This window comes from Ornithinibacillus sp. FSL M8-0202, assembly GCF_037975285.1.
Lineage (GTDB): Bacteria > Bacillota > Bacilli > Bacillales > Amphibacillaceae > Ornithinibacillus > Ornithinibacillus massiliensis.
The window spans coordinates 1986652-2004540 of record NZ_CP150248.1 but is presented as its reverse complement, the minus strand read 5'-3'; the positions used below and the strand labels follow the sequence as shown (position 1 = coordinate 2004540).

The window sequence follows — 17889 nt, the reverse complement described above, 5'->3', positions numbered from 1 at the left end:
TAAAAATAGTTGAAATACTAAAAATCTGTTACAAAAACAACAACAAGAATGTATGTTCTTGCTGTTGTTTTTAAATAAAAAAATGAATCACAGGAGAAGTTCTTATGAAAGAAAGGTTACACTCTTATCGAAATTCTATAGTTATAGGTTAACCTTGAAGGCTTAGTGAAATTCGTATATTCACCTAATCCCCCACCGTATTCTTCTTAAATATCAAGTTACTATCGTACAAATATTCAGCATTAAATAAACATAACACTGACCAAATTATATAGTTCCTTGTTCGTAGAAAGGGTATTTTCATCAATCAACATTAACGTATAAAGTCATTTATATAACAATAGGATTAATATAACATAGCCTACTATCAGGATTTACAGTAAACTTGCCCTATAAACCAATTAGCTAAGGGCCTATTGTTGCTTATTAGTATATTTTAACTCATGCTCAAACATTGCTAGAAAAATAACGGCTAAAATAAAAAAGATAATACTTAAAATTATCAATGAATGTCCAACTTCTGAATGTCCCCCAATAGTTTCAACTAATTCTGAAATATTTGTAACAATCACATTTGCACTATAAAATACTGCAGAAATCATCAAAAAAGTTAGTCCAGACAATAATTTTTTCATTCTTTTCCTCCAGGCAACTAAATTACTTTTATCACTAATATACTATAAATGAATAGTTAATCGAAAGGATAAAGGAAATAGAGCGCAAATTTATTACACTCTATTCTAAAAAGAGGAGTACCTTTTCTCATAATCTTATAATGGTAGTGATGCATGAGTATTTTTTTGTATACTAAAGCTAGTACTTGATACACCACTAAAAGATATATACTATTAAAGATTTTTGAGGTATAAAAAAGAAACCTCAAAAGCATTGATTTAGTAGCGCTTTAAGGTTTCTTTTCATTCTAACTAGTTAGGATATGGGTTCACGTAAAGCATCTAATGCTTAGATACTTTACGTTTTTGCATCTCAATTTACCGGTATCATCTCTCCACGACTGAAGTCATAAACAGAACCGTCCTTTGCATCTACACGTAATATACTTGTTGAAGAATTGCTTTCATCTACATGTGTATCAACGTAAATCCCATAATAACTTTCTTCTCCCCATTCTATTAGATTAGGTTCTAAATCAAATGTGGTTGTTGACGGCCAGTCATTAAGATTTTTAATGATGGTTAATGCTTCGTCAGCCGTTAGATTTACTTTGGTAGACTGTTCTTTTTGTTCCTGTGCTTTTTTAGCAGCAGCCTGCTCCGCTTTTTCCTTTTCTTCCTTCTCCTTAGCAATAACAGCCGCTTCAATATCATGCTGTAATTCTTCCATTTCCTTTTTCACAGGTTGAAAGAGTGGATGACTTAAATCCTTATTTAATACATCTTCTATTATTTTATTGGCATCTTCATATTCCTCTTCTTCAAATTGGTACATCGCTGATTCATACTCTTCCGTGATTTCAGCTAGTGTTGTCTGTAAAATTTCTATTGAAGAGACTAATTCTTCCGCCTTTTTTATTAATGCTTCTGATCCTTCTGTTTCTTTCGTAACCTTCTCTGCTTTTTCTGCAGCAGCTTCTAGTTCAGCTTCTTCCATATCTTCTAAGGCTTCCTGATAATATCTTGTCTGTGCTAATAAAGCAGTTGCTTTTACATCTTCCTTCTTTTCCTCTAGCGCTAGTTCAAATGCACTTTCAGCCTTTTGATACTCTTCGCTTCCAATGTGATCGAGGCCTTTTTGAATTGCATTATTGTAAGTCTCCTCATTACACCCCATTAACATAATTACTAAAAACAAACTACTAAATAGAACTTTCTTCACGCTTACTCTCTCCTTCTGTATTACCTTCATGACAGGACTACTATACCATGAACTGCGCAACATGTGATACATAAGTCCCGAACAATAGAGTGCTTTAGCAAAAAACACTATACCTAGTAAGGCATATTGTTCTAGTAGGCTGTTACCAAATAGTTCTTTCGTAGGACAAACTGGAACGATATGCTATAATTCAATAGTTTCCATTAGGTCCAGCAACTTTACTGCCACCAGTGAAATTACTTGCCCTATAGCGATTCCCTATCCGCAGTATTAAAATAATCTTAAGATCTTGTGGAAATATAGATATTGATAATGAACCCTCTTACGTTATTTCCCTTTTAACAAGGAATACTTCCGATAATTTTTATAGTAGCTGATACCAAGAGCAACAGCCATAAAGGCAGGAAGCAGCTTCAAAAGGACGAATGGCGTTTCAATTACCAGTGCCTTCCAAAATAATGCACCATTCATACTCCAAAGACCTTCGTGATATAAATTTGAGTCATTGTATAGCGAAAAAGAGAAAAACAAACACAGCATCCCCAATATTAAGGAATAATTCATTAATCGTTTATAATAACTGCCCTTTGATTGGCGGTCCGAGAAGATTTCATTTTGACCATCATCTTCTTTTTGCCAATACCGTATGCCACCAAGCCAGGAACCTGTTATATAGTTCCAACCAAAGTCTTCATATATCGCCTTGTATTCCTCGAGCTTCTTCTTTGGCAAATAATCTTGAACATCAAGTCGCATCACATATCTTTTGTCGGTTTTTTTGAACGTGTATATTCCCGATCTACTGATATTGGTACAGCGATAGCCTTTTTCTAATTGTTCGTTCAGCCATTTCTCTTCTTTTTCAATATTAAAGAATACTTTAAACCTCTTCATTTGATTCACTTCCCTCATACAAAGATAAAATATGGAGTAGCCTTTCTCGTTCCATTTCCAAAATGGAGATCCCTTCTGGAGTTATTTGATAAATTTTTCTCCGACCTGAATTTCCAACCGCTTCAATCCAACCATGTTTATGCAGGTTTTCAATCGCACCGTATAACGTACCCGCCGCTAAAATAACCGTACCATTACTTATCTTCTCTATCTTTTGCATTACGGCATAGCCGTGGAGCGGCTCACGAAGAGCTAATAAAATATAATGCATGGTTTCAGACAACGGCAATAAACTATGTTTCATACTTTTCACCTTCTATTCAGTTCAACTATATAGTTGGACTTTATAACATTATAATACAGTTCAACTGAATAGTAAACCACTTTTTTAAATTAATTGAGGAAGTAGAATGGAAGAAGTACATAATAAAAAGCCCAACACGTAGGCTTTTAAAGGGAAAAACTTAGAGTATTTAGTAACGTATCAATTTTTGCTTCAGAGGTGAAAAAATGAGTCTTATTTTCATCATCAAATATGAGTAAATATGGCTCTTCATCTTCTGGAATAATAATGATCACTTCATCAATCAGAGCATACACCCATTGATTTTCTAATTGAATAGACGGCTTTAATGGGATTCTTATCATGTAACCTTTGTCTGGAATAGGTTTCAGTTTTCTTACAATATCATCAATTTCTTCAATAATCTTCTCAACTTCTAATTGTATCTTACGGTTTGGTTTAGTTGTTTTTATTATCTCGTTCTTTTCAATATCAAACAGTTCTATATTCGTGATGCTTTGTGCATTTACTATAAATAGATTAAATGAGAAAAACATAGGAATTAACGAAAGCAATAGTTTACGAACCACATGTATCACCTCAATGGTAGTATCACCGAAGACTGTTTTTTCATGTTTAATCTTTTTGTGCTGAAGGATGCAAGAATGAAACAAAGGTGATTAAAAAGGTAACCTTTTTTGATTGGTCGAAAAATGACAATAATATTGAATATTATGCTAGCATTGAGTTAGAAGGCGTTAACAAAGAATTAAATCTATAAGGAGGCTAAAGAATGAATAAATATAATCAAAATATCATTACCATCATTTTTATTGCGATTAGCTTCTTAATGTTGTTCACATATTGGTTTAAGCTAAAATTTGGTTACGGACAACTATTTCTTATCTTAACAGGAGGGTATGGTATCTACCTAAATCTTAAATCTCAATTAATAGAGCGAAACCAGCAAAATCACTAAACTACATAGACATCAATTTTGCAGGATTTTCTTGTATGTATATAGAAGTATTATAATTATCAAGAAAATAAAAAGAAGGAGTTCTGAGAATGAAAAAGGCTATAGTAATGTTTTTCATATTCAGTTTCACATTGATTTTAGCTTCGTGTAGTAGCGATGGAGGATTGCTTTTTGAAGGAAAAGGTAAAGAATGGAAAGCCGAATTAATAGCTACCTATGACATTTGGGGTAAAGAAAACCAAAGTATAAAAGTAACTTATGTAGGTGATAAGTTGAGCGAATTTAGTGAGTTTGATATTTTCATTGAAAGTCCTGACTTCATGGGATGGGGACTAGGAGACCGTGAATTAGATGAAAACGGAGAATATTTTAGTGAGAGAGTATTTAAGTTAAACGAGAAAACCCCACCTACCACAGATATAACATTAAGAATTGAAGGAGAAGCACCGGAAACGATAAAACTTACTACTGCTTCAATACAATAGGATAGATTCTAAACTATCTATTAATCAGTTATATACGTTAGATAAGAAGGCGATCTATAAAGGTCGCTTTTTCTCATAATAGAGTTCCATTAATATATTCGGAGTATTATGTTAGTGCTGAGATAGAATTATTAAGCTAACGGGTTTTCTTACAGTTTGATTCCTCCTCCCGCGCTATTAACGTCCATCCAGACTTAGGGTAAGTTAAATGGCTTATGATATGACTAGTATCTTTCACATCGGTTCTCAGAATTTATGTGGTTGATGAGTAATATAACGATAAAATTATTTGTAACCACTATTGGTAAAGGATCTAGACCAACGTGTTTTAACAGGTAAAAAAGAAGACACTGGAGTTATATCCAATGCCCTTAAATTGTTATCTATTTTCACTCATAATCATCCAATGTTGTCCAAAGGGATCTTTAAAATCTAAGAAAATCGCAAATCCTTCGTCTCTCACTAGCAAATTTGTCGCGCCGGCAGAAGCTAATTGTGCATGTAGCTCTTCCATCTCATGTTTTGTCTTGAAAACAAAAGGCGCATACCTATTTTGTTCAACCAAATCCCCATCTGCTCCATCTATTACCAATACAGGTCCTTTATATAGAGATAATATTACAAAATAATCCTCTTCTACAAGTGACTTAAAGTTTAGTAAACTCTTATACCATTTTACTGCCTTTTGTAATTCTGTCCTAGGCAATATCATTCGAACAGCATCAACACATTCGAGGGCAGGGATTCTTTCCTCTGCCATCTCTAATTGTTGTAAAGGACCAGGCTTCCATCCTTGTTCTAAAAAAAGAGCATTCACTTCAGCATTATTAATTGTTCGGTTATATATTCGTATGTCGTCTATCCTGCCATGGAAAAAGAAATACGGTTCGTCTGTTGATTTTCTTCCTATATAAATTGGTTCATGGTGATGAGGTGTGAATTGACCTTCTTTCTCGGCCACCAATTCCCCATTTACATATTTATAGAACCGCTGATCCTTATAAGTAATTACAACATGGTACCAATATTCTTTGATTATTTTTTTATTCATCGACAGATCTGGATCAAGTAAAAAACGATGGAACGTCATGTATTCATCCTTCGTACTCAGTTGGAAAATTCTATTCTGTTTTTGGCCATCTTGCGAAATGATCGCACTGTGCCAGCCATCAAATGAAGTTTGGGCATCGTAATAACACCATAATGATATAGAAAATTCTTTTTCAGATAGAGCGGGGGGAGCATTGATAACCACATAATCATCTTCCCCATCAAAATATAATGCTCTTCCTTCTAAACCAAATCTGTCCTTACAAAATAATGCCCCTTCTAATCGTCCATGCCTATTATTCCCGCTACTATCTTGAACATCTCCTTCGAACAAATACTCCAATACAAGGTCTTTCCGTAAATCAATATATCTCTCCGCTCGACCGAAGAACGTATCAATCGAGACTCCAAAAATATCGGAAAGCTGTGGTAAAAGTAACATGTCTGGAAAAGACTGTCCATTCTCCCATTTGCTTACTGCTTGATTACTAACACCTAACCGCTTTGCAAGTTGCTCCTGAGTTAACCCACATTTCTTTCTTAACCAACTAATATTATGACTTAGCTCAGAACTCATTTTATTCTCGTTCACCGGATCACCCCATTCCTTTTGTTGCCCCTATTATAATAAATTCAATTGCAATAATGTATAACGTAAAAGTTGACATTCTTTATGCTTTGTATCAACTTATGGTTGAATAGGGGGTTGGCGTTTCAACTACATCTAACATTCTTACTAGAGATAAGTTACTAATCTAGTATGTTTTATATACCTTTTGAAATCATTGGACTCTATTTCGGAACCTTTGTTGAACATAAATTTTTAGCACCTAACAATTAAATAAGTGTAAAAATAAATGCCTATAGAATTATAGTGTGAAAAACCTGTAAATAACCTCTATATATTTTCTCAGCAAAATTTTTTCTCGACTCCTTAATTAAAAAAGTCTTGACTTCCTGGCCTATTCAATGTAATATATAAATTGCATATGAAAGATATATATTACATTGAATTGAGTAGGGTAGGATAATGAGAAATAATGTGAAAATAACTCGAATGAGAACGTCAATGACCCAAGAGCAATTAGCAAGAAAAGTTGGTGTAACTAGACAGACGATCGGACTTATAGAGAAAGGGGAATATAATCCTAGTCTTCAACTCTGCGTTGCCATAGCAAAAGAACTAAATAAAACGTTAGATGATTTATTCTGGGAGGTAGAAAACTAATGAAATCTTGGTTATCGTTTTTATTACCAGATGATGAGTATCGGGAGAAAAGAGCTTTATATTTTTTATTTGAAGGATCTGTAATCCTCTTATTATTTTTAATCGGTATATTCATTATTAACAGGTATGTACCCTATTTTCAGATAGATTTAGAGTTTGCGCTATTTATAGCTATCTGGATCTTTTTAGGCTACGTTTTCTTAAGATATATTACTTCGGGTATGGAGTATACAGACATTTCTACGGAAAAGGCTTATAAAAAGCAATTAAAAGTAATTCTTACTAAGTCATGTGGATTTGTCATTATATTTCACCTTTTATACCTAGTTTTTATGTTTCCTAACAGTATCAGTGAATGGTATGAAATGATAGCCGTATCGATTATAGGTGGCTTAATCTTATTTTTCGTGGATTATATTTCCTTAAAGAATTCCTATAAAAAGAATAAGGAATTAGTATAAAACTTATCGTCTCTTAAGATCAATGCTGCCACTCTTTTCCTACAAAAAAATAATTGCTATAACACAAAAATAAAGTGCTAATTTCCACTTAGCACTTTATTATTAATACTATTCTACTTTACCTAGAATTCTACCCATCTCCACGAACTGTAAATGTATATCTTCTACCAGAAATTAATCAGTTTTAATACCCGATCAACCATCTTCTCACTAATCTTTCCTTGGCTAAACCGAGGAATCTGGCGGAAGGGCATGTTCATGACGAACATGACATTATTCGCTAGTAAAGGCTTGCGGATGAAAAATAGGAACTTTTTAGCGAGTAACACCACGATATAAAGAAGCTTTCCAAACCCTTTTTTGTATTTTCCTTGGGCAATCGTATCATTATAGCCAAGCTTAGCCTTCCGATCCCATAATGGGTTTGGAGGTGTCCACCCAAGTAATTGATGAAATGCTTCATCACCGATATGGTGAACATCTGCTTGATAATACGGTTTAAGCGCTTCTTTATTATAATGATGCTCCGTGTCATCACCTTGCACCTCTACAACAGCAGATAATCGTATATCATCGATCGAACTACCAACCTGTATTTCATATGAGCCTGTTTCTATCGACCAGCAATGATGAAAGGAATTATAATACGAAAATGCATGGTCATCTAATTCGATTTTCACTTCCTTTGATTCGCCTGGCTCTAAATGAACCTTGATAAAACCTTTTAGCTCTTTATTAGCCCGGAACACGCTTGCGTTAGTCGGCTTGATGTAGAGCTGTGCAACCTCTTCACCCGCTACTTCGCCAATATTACGAATCGTAAAGGTAGCAGATTGTTCACTAACCCTTAAATCGCTATAAGCAAACTCGGTATACGATAAACCATGCCCAAACGGGAACAGGACAGGTACCTTTTTCGTATCAAAATAGCGATACCCAATATAGATACTCTCTCTATGCTCACTAGTAGCCTCTAAGCCGGGATAATATGGTGCTGACGGTATATCCTCATACTTTAGGGCATATGTCTCTGCCAGCTTCCCACTTGGATTATAATCCCCAAGCAAGACATCACGAATAGCAGTAGCACCACCTTGACCACCTAGATACCCATGGACAATCGCCTGCACATCCTCTGCAAAAGGCATCTCAATTGCTGAACCGCCAGATAACACAACGACTATATGATCATGTACGTTTGCTAATTCCTTCACCAATTCTAGCTGGTTATCCCTTAGCTTCATATCAGCGCGATCAATACCTTCTGCTTCACTACCTTCATCTAGACCAAGGAACAACAACACAACCTCTGCTTCTTGGGCTAATTTTAATGCTCGTTTTTTCAGGGACTCGCTTTTTCCACCGAAACGTTTAAACCCTTGTTCATACCCGATAATGGCTAAGTCTGTTGCTTGTAAAGCATCCAATGCATTATCTAACTTAGTCGGATTAATCAAGGAGCTTCCCGCACCTTGATATCGAGGATTTTCAGCGAAATCACCAATGATCGCAACTTTTTGCTCTTTTTTTAATGGCAGCGTAGCCTTATCATTTTTTAACAGAACAATCGATTTTCTCGCCGCCTCGATTGCTTTTTGATGATGCTCCTCGTAATCAACCTTTTCCGTATCCTGCAATGCATTGGTCGTTTCAAAGATGAGCTGAAGCATTCGCTCCACCGCTTCATCTAACACTTCTTCCTGGAGTTCTCCGGTTTGAACTGCTTCTACGATCTCTTTATCGGTAATTCCTCCAGTAGATGGCATTTCGAGCTGATTTCCTGCTTTTAGACCTTCGACGCGATCATTACTTCCACCCCAATCGGTCACCGCAACTCCTTGGAAATCCCACTCTCCGTACAAAATATCCTGCATGAGGTGATGGTTTTCATTCGCGTACTCGCCATTTACTTTATTGTAGGAGGTCATGATTGTTTTGGGCTTGCCTTCCTCTACTGCATAACGAAATCCTTCCAAGTAAATCTCACGCAATGCCCGTTCATCCACTACCTCATCAATCGTCATCCTCATATGCTCTTGGCTATTGACTGCATAGTGCTTCGGGCAAGCAGCGATTCCGTGCGACTGAATTCCTTTTACCATATTTGCCGCAAGCTTCCCAGTTAAATAGGGATCTTCCGAGAAATATTCAAAGTTCCGGCCACAAAGCGGATTTCGTTTAATATTTAACCCAGGACCAAGTAATACACTCACTTGCTCACTAGCTGCTTCTTTCCCTAAATACGAACCGACTTCCTGAATTAACTCTAAGTCCCAGCTGTTGGCTAGTGTTGCTGCCGTAGGAAAACAGGTTGCCGGAATACTTTTGTTAAGGCCTAAATGATCTGCCTTTCCACCTTGCTTGCGTAACCCATGGGGCCCATCCGTCAGCATGATAGATGGAATACGAAGCCGGTCAATCTGCTTCGTATTCCAAAAATTTTCCCCGGACATTAAGGATGCTTTTTCCTCTAGTGTCATGTTTGCTATTAATTCTTTATAATTCGTCATTTAATCCACCTTATTTGTTTGTAAGATAAAGTAACTAATATTGTGGACAGCATTTCTCAGTCCAAGTAGTGTACCTGCTTCGTCCTCTTCTAAATACTGCTTCAGTTCTTTTTCAAATTTATTATCCCAACTAAAGTTGATTGGGAATGCTAGCATTAGGTCATTACCCGCATGAATGGCTTGGTGTGGATCGAAGTGATTCCCTTGTGGTCCTATACCTGCATCGGTAATCACAAAGCCTTCAAAACCCCATTCCTCTCGTAGTAAGTCAGTTAGTAATGCACGATTACCACCTGCCCATGTCGTGCCAATTCGGTTAAATGCCGACATAGCACCATATGGATTTCCTTCCTTCACTGCAATTTCAAATGGCTTAAAGTATATTTCCCGTAATGCTTGCTCTGTTGCCCAAACATACAAACCATTCGCCGCTCGGTTCGTTTCTTGATCGTTTCCTGCAAAATGCTTAAATACCGCAACAGTACCAGTGCTTTGTAGCCCTCTCGTATAAGCAGCAGAAAGCTTACCAGAAATATAAGGATCCTCTGAATAATATTCAAAGTTTCTTCCACCTAATGGGGAACGGTGCATATTCATCGATGGTGCATACACGGCATCTACATCATACGCGACTGCTTCTTGCCCCATCGCAACACCCATCTGTTCAATCAGCTCATCATTCCATGTACTTGCCATGTTGACCCCAACAGGGAAGGCAACAGATGACCAGCTTTCAAAGAATGAACGAATACTTGCTGGCCCATCATACATCGTTGTAGCCGGTACTCCCAATCGTTTTACTGGCTCTGTCCAGTACCCACCATCACCAACTAGTTTTACCATTTCCTTTGCTGTAAACTGATCTAAAAACTTCTCCCAAAGTGGATCATGATAATCCAAGCCCTTTAGATCAGCAAGCTCCACCCCATTGTCCGCACCAGTTGTAGGTGCTTCTTCCGTAGACGGCTCCACTTTGTACTCAGCAGTATCTACCACCACTTCCGGAATGAGGTACTCCTCTTCTGTAGGTGCTTTCGGGAAGGTATCCTCTGGGTTCGATCTAGATAAGTAAACTAAATCGCCCGCTGCATCCTCAAATAAATTACGAATTTCCGTACCGGTCGCCTGATCTTCTTTGATAACAACCGTCTCACCCACATTATACGCGAACTCCTCGACGATATCACGGATATGACGAGCTACTTTAATTTGATAATCGCCCGCTTCTAACACCCATGCCTCTTCCATTTCCTGATCATAAGAAGCCATATCGCTCGTTGCAAAGGTTACCGTTACGACCTCCGATTCACCCGGTGCTAGCTCACTCGTTTTCGCATAGCCACCAAGCTCAATGCTAGCCTTTTCTATTCCACCTTCTGTAAATGGTGCCGAGAAGTACACTTGTACAACGTCCTTCGCTGCAAAATCTCCCGTATTCGTTACTTCCACGTCTACCGAAATCTCTTCATCGTTAAACGCTGTTTCCACCACTTCCCAATCAAAATCGGTATAGGATAGACCATAACCAAATGGGAATTGAACGGTTTCCCTGTATTCTGCATCATCTAAAAATGTCTCATAATAACGATATCCAACATAAATACCTTCTAGATTATTAGTGAAATAACGTCCTGTACCTTCACCGTTTTCATCAACATATTCGAAATTCCCTGTATTGATGACAGCTGGATTGCTTTCTACGTCATATGCATACGTATCTACGAGCTTACCAGATGGCGTTACATCACCAATTAACGCCTTCGCAATCGCATGTGTTCCGTATTTCCCAGGTGCACCAACCCACATAACACTATCAATATTTTCATATTCCTCAATAAAGCCTAATTCAAAAGCATTAACCGTATTTACTAACAAAATAATATGGTCAAAGTTTGCATCCAAAATATCTAATGTATCTCGTTCCTCCTGCTTTAAGCGCACATCCTCTACTTTCAGATCAATTGCCTCCGAACCAGTTCGCGAAATAACATACAATGCCGTATCGGAATAATCTACCGCTTCTTTTATAACATCCTCAGAAAGCTCACTTGCTGGCATTTCCTTTGTAAATTGTGGGATAAACCCAATTACATTTGGAAATAGCTTCTGCATTAATGATTTTCCAGGCTTTTCAAATGGCTCTGTACTTGCATTTCCGTCATAAATGAAATTACTGTAAAGGTTATATAGTGTTGTATTGTATTCAATATTTTGTTGATCAAATGCTAAATAAAGGTCATCAACCTCGGAACTATCAATCGCTCCTGCTCCACCTCCGCCAAATACCGGCTTCGTTGCTCCCGCTCCAAACACATTTATTTTCGTATCTTGAAGTGGTAAAAAATCGCTTTCATTTTTCAATAAAACGATACTTTCTGCCATCACCTGCTCTGCAACCGCTTTAGAAAATTCCGCAGCTTCTGCCTGTTCCGCCGTCATTGGAGCAGTTCTCTTCATATAAAAATTCGTATACGATCCAACTAATAAAAGAATAATTGCTGCCCATGTAGCCAATACATAAGGCCGTCTTCTTATCTTCTTATATTTCTTATATCCCTTTTTCTTCGCCTTTTTTTCCTTCTTGTCTTCCGTCGCGTTAATATTCTCTTTCCAGGACTCAATTTTTTGCTTTATTTCTTGCTTTTTAAGAGCTTTTTCCTCTTTCGGAAGCTTCCTCATTTCTTTCTTTTCCAATGTTACTTGCTTCGATCTTTCCTTGGCTTCTTCTTTGTAACCCTTCTTTAATTGTCGGTATTCCGATTTAGCCATTTCTCTTTTCCCCCTATTACCTATATGTCTGTTTGAATCAAATACATGAAAGCGATAACATAAAATGTCACAATACGTTTACTATACATGGCAGAAGGATAAACATCATTCCAATAAAAGAGAAATCGCATTCCAATTATTGACTCTTAATCAAAACAACACACTATTCCATTCCCATTTTCATCGTATTGTTATTACGATTTTTGACATCACAACGAAAGGAGCCACCCGCATAGTTGCAGATGGCTCCATCTTAAAAAGATATAATTAGTACCGCCTCTTCAATTCAATCAACTGGATTTCGTGAGGTTGTAAACTCGTTGTCAGTGTATAACCCTCCCTAATGGCTATATCCTCCACATGAATTCCAGGGTCTGCTCGTCCCTTTAGATAGCTGAGCGCTTCACGATCCAGGGTATTTGGTGCTCCCATTTCAACCCACGCATCATATGCAGAGCCTTTTTCACGATTCACATACTGCTTTTTCACCGTATATTTGCCCTTAATTCCTTTTAGTAAAATGGTATACTGCCGATCGCCTTCCTCTTCAAACACGGTATAACGATTATGCTCCGACAACTGGGAATAGTCAAAGGTACGATACAAACGATTAGGATGTACGTAGTGAAAAATAAGAATTTGGTAATCCTCGCCTCGTTTGGTCACAATCATATCCTCTCGCTTTAAAATTAATTCCTCTCCCAGCTTACTTAAGAAGGAAAATCCATGGTAACCTGCCTTTTTAATTCCGTTATATGTCATCAAGCCAAACCCACCATGAAAAAGTGACATCTCCCGGCTAAACTCCTCAAATAAATCGGTAAACGTCCAGTAGCCCATCCCTTTTACCTTCTCAAAGTTTTCAATAGAAGTCTTCACGATAAGGGGTGCCATATAACACGTATCATGGAGTAAATCTTTACTATCACTATTACTATTCCATTCTGTTAACCATATCTCATCAGTAGTTAATAATTCAATACCCTTTTGAATTACGCTATCGATACTTTTAGTCAGATTATGTTCATCACCCAGCATAATGCTAGAAAATTGAGTCACATTTTCAGCGGAGATACTAGCTTTCTTGTCCGTATGCTTTATTTCTTCAGCCGGTTTTCTAGTAAAATTGTATACATGGGCAGAAAAGAAGTCTAACCCGATTCCTTCTTTCTCCGCCAGTTGATTAAATGCTTTCAACCATTCCTCGTAACGGCTAAAATTAACACTACTAAAACCGCCTACCTTTAGTTCCGGATCGATCGCTTTGATTGTTTTATATGTCTCCGCATATAACGTGAAGAATTCCTCTCTTGTTCCCCTCCAGAAATATTCAACCTCTGGCTCATTCCAAAATTCGAAATACCATGTCCTTACTTCATCAAGCCCGTAACGATTGATGACATGTCTAATAAAAGCATCGATTAGCTCCTTCCAACGAAGCATCTGCTTTGGCGGGGAAACATGGGCATCCCATAAGAAAATAGTCTCCGTAGTCGTGGCTAACTGCTTCGGCATAAACCCAATCTCTAAAAACGGCTTCACGTTCTCTTCTAGAAGATTATCGAGAACCCCATCGATATTATGAAAATTAAAGTAATAGGACCCATCAGGCTTTTCATTGTAAACAAGTAATCGATCTGTCAAAACATCATGGAACCGAACATAACGAAAGCCAATTTCCTCTTGTATTTGATGAAGCTGGGCCTTAAAATCGGTTCTCAAAGCAAGAGGAGCATATCCAAATGTTAGTAAATTAGTAAAGGTATGTTCAATCCTTCTCTTTGTGTTCGTCAGGTCTACTGATAGATTTCTAGTTTCCGTCTTTACTACTGGATGATTACTCTTCTTTCGATGTAAATGTTTAAATAGGTTCGTTAGTGATTCACGATTATTAATACTTAGGTAATCCTTCGACACATGTTGTTCCAGTTCAAAATGGTAGTGCTCACGATACTCTCTGGGGGTAATCCCTAATATTTCTTTAAACACCCGATAATATGCTTTACTATCTGGAAATCCATACTTCAGCGCTATCTCTGTCACCGTTAAGTCCGTCGTCTGCAATTCCATTAAAGACTTGTTCAGGCGCATACTATCTAATTTTTTCTTTATCGTAACGCCGACTTTGGCTTTAAAATACCGGGACAAATATTGCGGATTAAGCGAAAACGCTTCCGAAATATCCTGCAAGCTTAAATCGGATCTAGCAGAATGCATATTCATATATTTTAAGATTTCTAGCAGACGTTCGTCTTTCGCTAGCTCGTCATAATCCTCTTCCTGTGGTACTTCGAAATGTTCCATTAGAATAACGATAAGCTCTAATAACCACTTTTTTACTTTGAGTTCATATAAGTTTTTTTGATTGATGGTTAAGTCCATCATATTAGCGAGGATAAACTTTAAGTCATCCATCACGCCTTTTGAGACATTCCCTAGATCCTTCGAATAGATAAAGAATCTTTTATGCTTGATATCCAGATGCTGTTCTCTTAAATAGTCACTATTTATTTGCAAAACGAGTACATGGGTCTTTCCATAATCTGTTTTAGAATTAATGAAGTGCAGTTCACTACCATTCACCAGGAAAATATCTCCCACTTCTAATGCGTAGCTATCCTGCCCAACCCGTATTTCAAGAGCACCTTCTAATACAAATAAAATCTCCATATCCTCGTGCCAGTGAAACGGGAAGTGTTCCACTGTATGGGTAAAGACATTAATCGGCAGATCCTTTTTATAATTAATTTGCTCATATTCATAGTTCATGCTCTCAAAGCCTCTTCCTATAAACTATTACATCCACTCTAGCATAGCAGAAATATTTTTACAATTTGGTAGAAGGAGAAAACGAGATAAGAGAGGGGCTCTGTTTCTGCTTATAGATAAAGACAGAAGGGACATCGGGGGTTACCGTTGTGCCTTCTGTCTTGGAGCAATTATATAATTAGATACTTAGAATTCCATCCACCATATCCCTATGCCATTTGGATTATCCGGGGTAGTTTAATATAGTATAGAAAAAGGAATCCATCCTGGCATTCTTTTTCTATGACCTATATCTAACACTTAATCAGAATAAACAACAGAAAATGAATCTCCAATATAGTTCATAGCGTATTCCGCATAAAATTCTGCCTTTTTATTAGTTCCATCTACATAACCATTTAAATCCCGCCATACTGCATGGTATACTGATCCTTTAGGTGGTGGGTTTACATATCTCCAGTCAACATGAGTAGACTTGAGAGGGTCTTCCTCATACAGTTCAATCGATATTCCAGCTTTAGCGGTGTTGTGTAACACCCCATATACATAATGATAAGGTACAGAAATCATGAAATCCCCGCCAGTCGAATGAACGGTCTTATCACGTTTATATTTAGTAGCTCCTGATGTAGCGTGACTAGTGGTCCAAACGGAACTAGTTACATAATCCCATTGACCATTTCCAGCCATTGGAATTAAAAGATTCGGTAAAACTTTCTCTTCATAAATCTCAAACTTCACTCCTGTTTGTTCATTAACATCTACACCGACTAGCTCCCAAGATGAAGCTGGTACAATATCTTTTGTTTGAATGAGGATATCCTTTTCTTCGGCAGAAACAGTAGTTGAGAAAAATACTAGGCTAATAAATATTAATAAAAATAATCCCTTTTTCATTACTTTCCCCCCTTGATATTATTTATTCCCTTGATTATATCGACTATTATTTTTGTAGACAACTAGAGTAGAAACTATGAAAATAGATAGAATTGAACTCTGTAAAAAAAAATAAAGGAAATTTTCTTTCGAATTCAACAAAAATATAATTTATTCACTAAAAAAGTCGGTTAATTAGGAAAATTTGAATTTTGTATTAGGTATTATAATTGTGTATACTTTTTTTGACTTGTTACGTCTTATATATACAGGGGGAGGGGCAATGTCACAAAATAAACTAATGGACGAATTAAATGAAGAACTAAATATTCTTTATCGATTTTTAGTTAGTAAAGGTGTACCATATATCGATGCGGAAGATGTTGTCCAGGAAACAGCATATAAATTCCTTAGATTTTCAGATACTATTAAGTCATCCCATATCCGTAGCTGGCTAATACGTGTTGCATTAAATATTTATTATGATCAATGTAGAAAAAACAAAAAATACATATTAAATCTCGACGATAACATTAATCTGACAGAATCAGATGATCTTCCATTATTTACTCTTATAGCCAAAGAACAAACCGAAGAAATCAATCAGTTGCTACGAAAGTTAAAACCAATGTACGCAGAGCTACTATTGCTAAAATACCAATCCGAACTATCATACAATGAAATATCTGCAATTCTTGGGATTAAAAAGTCTTCTATAAAGGTGAAACTCTTTAGAGCTAGAAAAAAGTTATTAGAATTATATGAGGAGGGAAAACGTGAGAAAGAATAAAAAAATTAAAGAAAAGGACTTTGTAGGTAGTTTAGCATTTCAGAATACTATTAAGAAAACAAAGTTCAAACAATTTAGTTTGTATCTTTTTATATCAATAATATCCATCATTATTATGTTTGTTCTTATGAGCTTAGTTAGTAATTATGTCATTCATAGTAAAATAGAAGAGGAAAAATTACAACGAACGCAACAATTTTTCGACGGACTAATAGGGGCAGGTATTGTTGATTTTGATGTTATTTATTCTCATGGCTTTCTAAGTACTGAAGAACAGGTAACTTATTATAAAAAAATAGGAGACAGAAAAATACCTTGGGAAATCGACACAAGAATATATCCTGTTTTCGGTGATGTTAAGAGTATTAATCCAACAAGAGGTGAAAATTTCGAAGTAAGTAATACGGAAAGGACCGTAAGATATAATCATCTAAATAATGAAAGAAAAGTCGACTTTTATTACCCTCATATTGGATATCATAATCTGCCAAACGAGCTAGAGATTGCTGTAGGATTAGATGAAAATAAACTAATTGAAGTGGCCCTTTCTTTTGAAATATCCCTTTCCCCTAAAGAATTAAGTAACATATTAGGGACTAAGAATGTTGATTGGTTATGGGCTGACGAATCAGATAGTTCACATTTCAATGAATTAGGTGAAAGTGAATATGATTTTGACCATATAATGTTTGGTGAAAAGGCAAAGGGTTATCTAGTTTCTGAGGAAAATCCTTATACTCAAATGGATCCAACAATCTTGATAAGTGGGGCTTTAATAAGTGGTACGCCAAGTGAATTAGAAAGATTTCTAGATTTAGATATCATTAGGGCGTCTGTTATTGGGGTTACGTTAGATTTATACTGAATCATCTAAATACCTTTATGAAGAATGAATTTGATTTTTCCACAAATATGTTAGAATGGTTAATAGATTTATAAATATATAGGGAAGAACCTTG

17 protein-coding genes are annotated in these 17889 nt (G+C 36.5%); 7 read left to right on the top strand and 10 right to left on the bottom strand.

Annotated elements, in window-relative coordinates:
• Positions 1–413: 413 nt before the first annotated feature.
• From MKY78_RS10465 to MKY78_RS10445, 5 genes are all read right to left on the bottom strand, one after another.
• Positions 414–635, bottom strand: a complete 222-nt coding sequence (locus tag MKY78_RS10465) for a hypothetical protein (RefSeq protein ID WP_339212348.1) — start codon at positions 633–635, stop codon at positions 414–416.
• A 352-nt stretch (positions 636–987) separates the two neighbouring features.
• Positions 988–1836, bottom strand: coding sequence for a hypothetical protein (locus tag MKY78_RS10460; protein ID WP_339212345.1), 849 nt, complete (start codon positions 1834–1836; stop codon positions 988–990).
• A 327-nt stretch (positions 1837–2163) separates the two neighbouring features.
• Positions 2164–2730 (bottom strand): DUF2812 domain-containing protein, encoded by a 567-nt coding sequence (locus MKY78_RS10455; RefSeq protein ID WP_186867937.1) that lies wholly within the window; start codon positions 2728–2730, stop codon positions 2164–2166.
• Positions 2717–3034, bottom strand: a complete 318-nt coding sequence (locus MKY78_RS10450) for a helix-turn-helix transcriptional regulator (RefSeq protein WP_186867936.1) — start codon at positions 3032–3034, stop codon at positions 2717–2719. The genes MKY78_RS10455 and MKY78_RS10450 overlap by 14 nt, the downstream gene beginning before the upstream one ends.
• Positions 3035–3180: 146 nt before the next feature.
• Positions 3181–3588, bottom strand: a complete 408-nt coding sequence (locus tag MKY78_RS10445; protein ID WP_339212340.1) for a hypothetical protein — start codon at positions 3586–3588, stop codon at positions 3181–3183.
• A 218-nt stretch (positions 3589–3806) separates the two neighbouring features.
• On the opposite strand from MKY78_RS10445, the gene MKY78_RS10440 reads away from it, so the two are divergent.
• Together MKY78_RS10440 and MKY78_RS10435 are read left to right on the top strand one after the other, a co-directional pair.
• Positions 3807–3992: a hypothetical protein gene (locus MKY78_RS10440; protein WP_339212338.1), complete on the top strand. Its 186-nt coding sequence runs from the start codon at positions 3807–3809 to the stop codon at positions 3990–3992.
• 89 nt (positions 3993–4081) lie between these two features.
• Positions 4082–4477 (top strand): hypothetical protein, encoded by a 396-nt coding sequence (locus MKY78_RS10435; protein ID WP_339212336.1) that lies wholly within the window; start codon positions 4082–4084, stop codon positions 4475–4477.
• A 379-nt stretch (positions 4478–4856) separates the two neighbouring features.
• Here the strand turns inward: MKY78_RS10435 and MKY78_RS10430 are convergent, their stop codons facing one another.
• Positions 4857–6104: a LamG-like jellyroll fold domain-containing protein gene (locus tag MKY78_RS10430; RefSeq protein ID WP_339212333.1), complete on the bottom strand. Its 1248-nt coding sequence runs from the start codon at positions 6102–6104 to the stop codon at positions 4857–4859.
• Positions 6105–6557: 453 nt separating this feature from the next.
• On the opposite strand from MKY78_RS10430, the gene MKY78_RS10425 reads away from it, so the two are divergent.
• Both MKY78_RS10425 and MKY78_RS10420 read left to right on the top strand, forming a co-directional pair.
• Complete coding sequence (locus MKY78_RS10425) at positions 6558–6755, top strand: helix-turn-helix transcriptional regulator (protein ID WP_339212330.1); 198 nt, start codon at positions 6558–6560, stop codon at positions 6753–6755.
• Positions 6755–7216 carry a DUF3278 domain-containing protein gene (locus MKY78_RS10420; RefSeq protein ID WP_186867932.1) on the top strand — a complete coding sequence of 154 codons (462 nt, stop codon included), beginning with the start codon at positions 6755–6757 and terminating at the stop codon, positions 7214–7216. The genes MKY78_RS10425 and MKY78_RS10420 overlap by 1 nt, the downstream gene beginning before the upstream one ends.
• 164 nt (positions 7217–7380) lie before the next feature.
• Here MKY78_RS10420 and MKY78_RS10415 read toward each other — a convergent pair whose 3' ends face one another.
• Both MKY78_RS10415 and MKY78_RS10410 read right to left on the bottom strand, forming a co-directional pair.
• Positions 7381–9726, bottom strand: coding sequence for a glycoside hydrolase family 3 C-terminal domain-containing protein (locus tag MKY78_RS10415; protein WP_339212325.1), 2346 nt, complete (start codon positions 9724–9726; stop codon positions 7381–7383).
• Entirely contained in the window at positions 9727–12495 is a 2769-nt protein-coding gene (locus tag MKY78_RS10410; RefSeq protein WP_339212323.1) for a glycoside hydrolase family 3 N-terminal domain-containing protein, read from the bottom strand.
• Between the two features lie 64 nt (positions 12496–12559).
• Here MKY78_RS10410 and MKY78_RS10405 point away from each other — a divergent pair, with 64 nt between their 5' ends.
• On the top strand, positions 12560–12766 hold the full coding sequence (locus tag MKY78_RS10405; RefSeq protein WP_339212321.1) for a hypothetical protein: 207 nt from the start codon (positions 12560–12562) through the stop codon (positions 12764–12766).
• Here MKY78_RS10405 and MKY78_RS10400 read toward each other — a convergent pair.
• Positions 12763–15264, bottom strand: a complete 2502-nt coding sequence (locus tag MKY78_RS10400; protein ID WP_339217771.1) for a helix-turn-helix domain-containing protein — start codon at positions 15262–15264, stop codon at positions 12763–12765. The two genes, MKY78_RS10405 and MKY78_RS10400, sit on opposite strands and share 4 nt — an antisense overlap.
• Positions 15265–15564: 300 nt before the next feature.
• On the bottom strand, positions 15565–16161 hold the full coding sequence (locus MKY78_RS10395) for a hypothetical protein (RefSeq protein WP_186867927.1): 597 nt from the start codon (positions 16159–16161) through the stop codon (positions 15565–15567).
• Between the two features lie 262 nt (positions 16162–16423).
• Between MKY78_RS10395 and MKY78_RS10390 the strand changes: the two genes are divergently transcribed.
• Entirely contained in the window at positions 16424–16930 is a 507-nt protein-coding gene (locus MKY78_RS10390) for a sigma-70 family RNA polymerase sigma factor (RefSeq protein ID WP_339217769.1), read from the top strand.
• Complete coding sequence (locus MKY78_RS10385) at positions 16917–17795, top strand: hypothetical protein (RefSeq protein WP_339217768.1); 879 nt, start codon at positions 16917–16919, stop codon at positions 17793–17795. The genes MKY78_RS10390 and MKY78_RS10385 overlap by 14 nt, the downstream gene beginning before the upstream one ends.
• The last annotated feature ends 94 nt before the right edge of the window (positions 17796–17889 follow it).

Bases quoted from the DNA above. Each gene is read 5' to 3' on its own strand.
- MKY78_RS10465 (WP_339212348.1), bottom strand. From the start codon at position 635: ATGAAAAAATTATTGTCTGGACTAACTTTTTTGATGATTTCTGCAGTA.
- MKY78_RS10455 (WP_186867937.1), bottom strand. From the start codon at position 2,730: ATGAAGAGGTTTAAAGTATTCTTTAATATTGAAAAAGAAGAGAAATGG.
- MKY78_RS10450 (WP_186867936.1), bottom strand. From the start codon at position 3,034: ATGAAACATAGTTTATTGCCGTTGTCTGAAACCATGCATTATATTTTA.
- MKY78_RS10440 (WP_339212338.1), top strand. From the start codon at position 3,807: ATGAATAAATATAATCAAAATATCATTACCATCATTTTTATTGCGATT.
- MKY78_RS10435 (WP_339212336.1), top strand. From the start codon at position 4,082: ATGAAAAAGGCTATAGTAATGTTTTTCATATTCAGTTTCACATTGATT.
- MKY78_RS10430 (WP_339212333.1), bottom strand. From the start codon at position 6,104: ATGAGTTCTGAGCTAAGTCATAATATTAGTTGGTTAAGAAAGAAATGT.
- MKY78_RS10425 (WP_339212330.1), top strand. From the start codon at position 6,558: ATGAGAAATAATGTGAAAATAACTCGAATGAGAACGTCAATGACCCAA.
- MKY78_RS10420 (WP_186867932.1), top strand. From the start codon at position 6,755: ATGAAATCTTGGTTATCGTTTTTATTACCAGATGATGAGTATCGGGAG.
- MKY78_RS10415 (WP_339212325.1), bottom strand. From the start codon at position 9,726: ATGACGAATTATAAAGAATTAATAGCAAACATGACACTAGAGGAAAAA.
- MKY78_RS10410 (WP_339212323.1), bottom strand. From the start codon at position 12,495: ATGGCTAAATCGGAATACCGACAATTAAAGAAGGGTTACAAAGAAGAA.
- MKY78_RS10405 (WP_339212321.1), top strand. From the start codon at position 12,560: ATGTCACAATACGTTTACTATACATGGCAGAAGGATAAACATCATTCC.
- MKY78_RS10400 (WP_339217771.1), bottom strand. From the start codon at position 15,264: ATGAACTATGAATATGAGCAAATTAATTATAAAAAGGATCTGCCGATT.
- MKY78_RS10395 (WP_186867927.1), bottom strand. From the start codon at position 16,161: ATGAAAAAGGGATTATTTTTATTAATATTTATTAGCCTAGTATTTTTC.
- MKY78_RS10390 (WP_339217769.1), top strand. From the start codon at position 16,424: ATGTCACAAAATAAACTAATGGACGAATTAAATGAAGAACTAAATATT.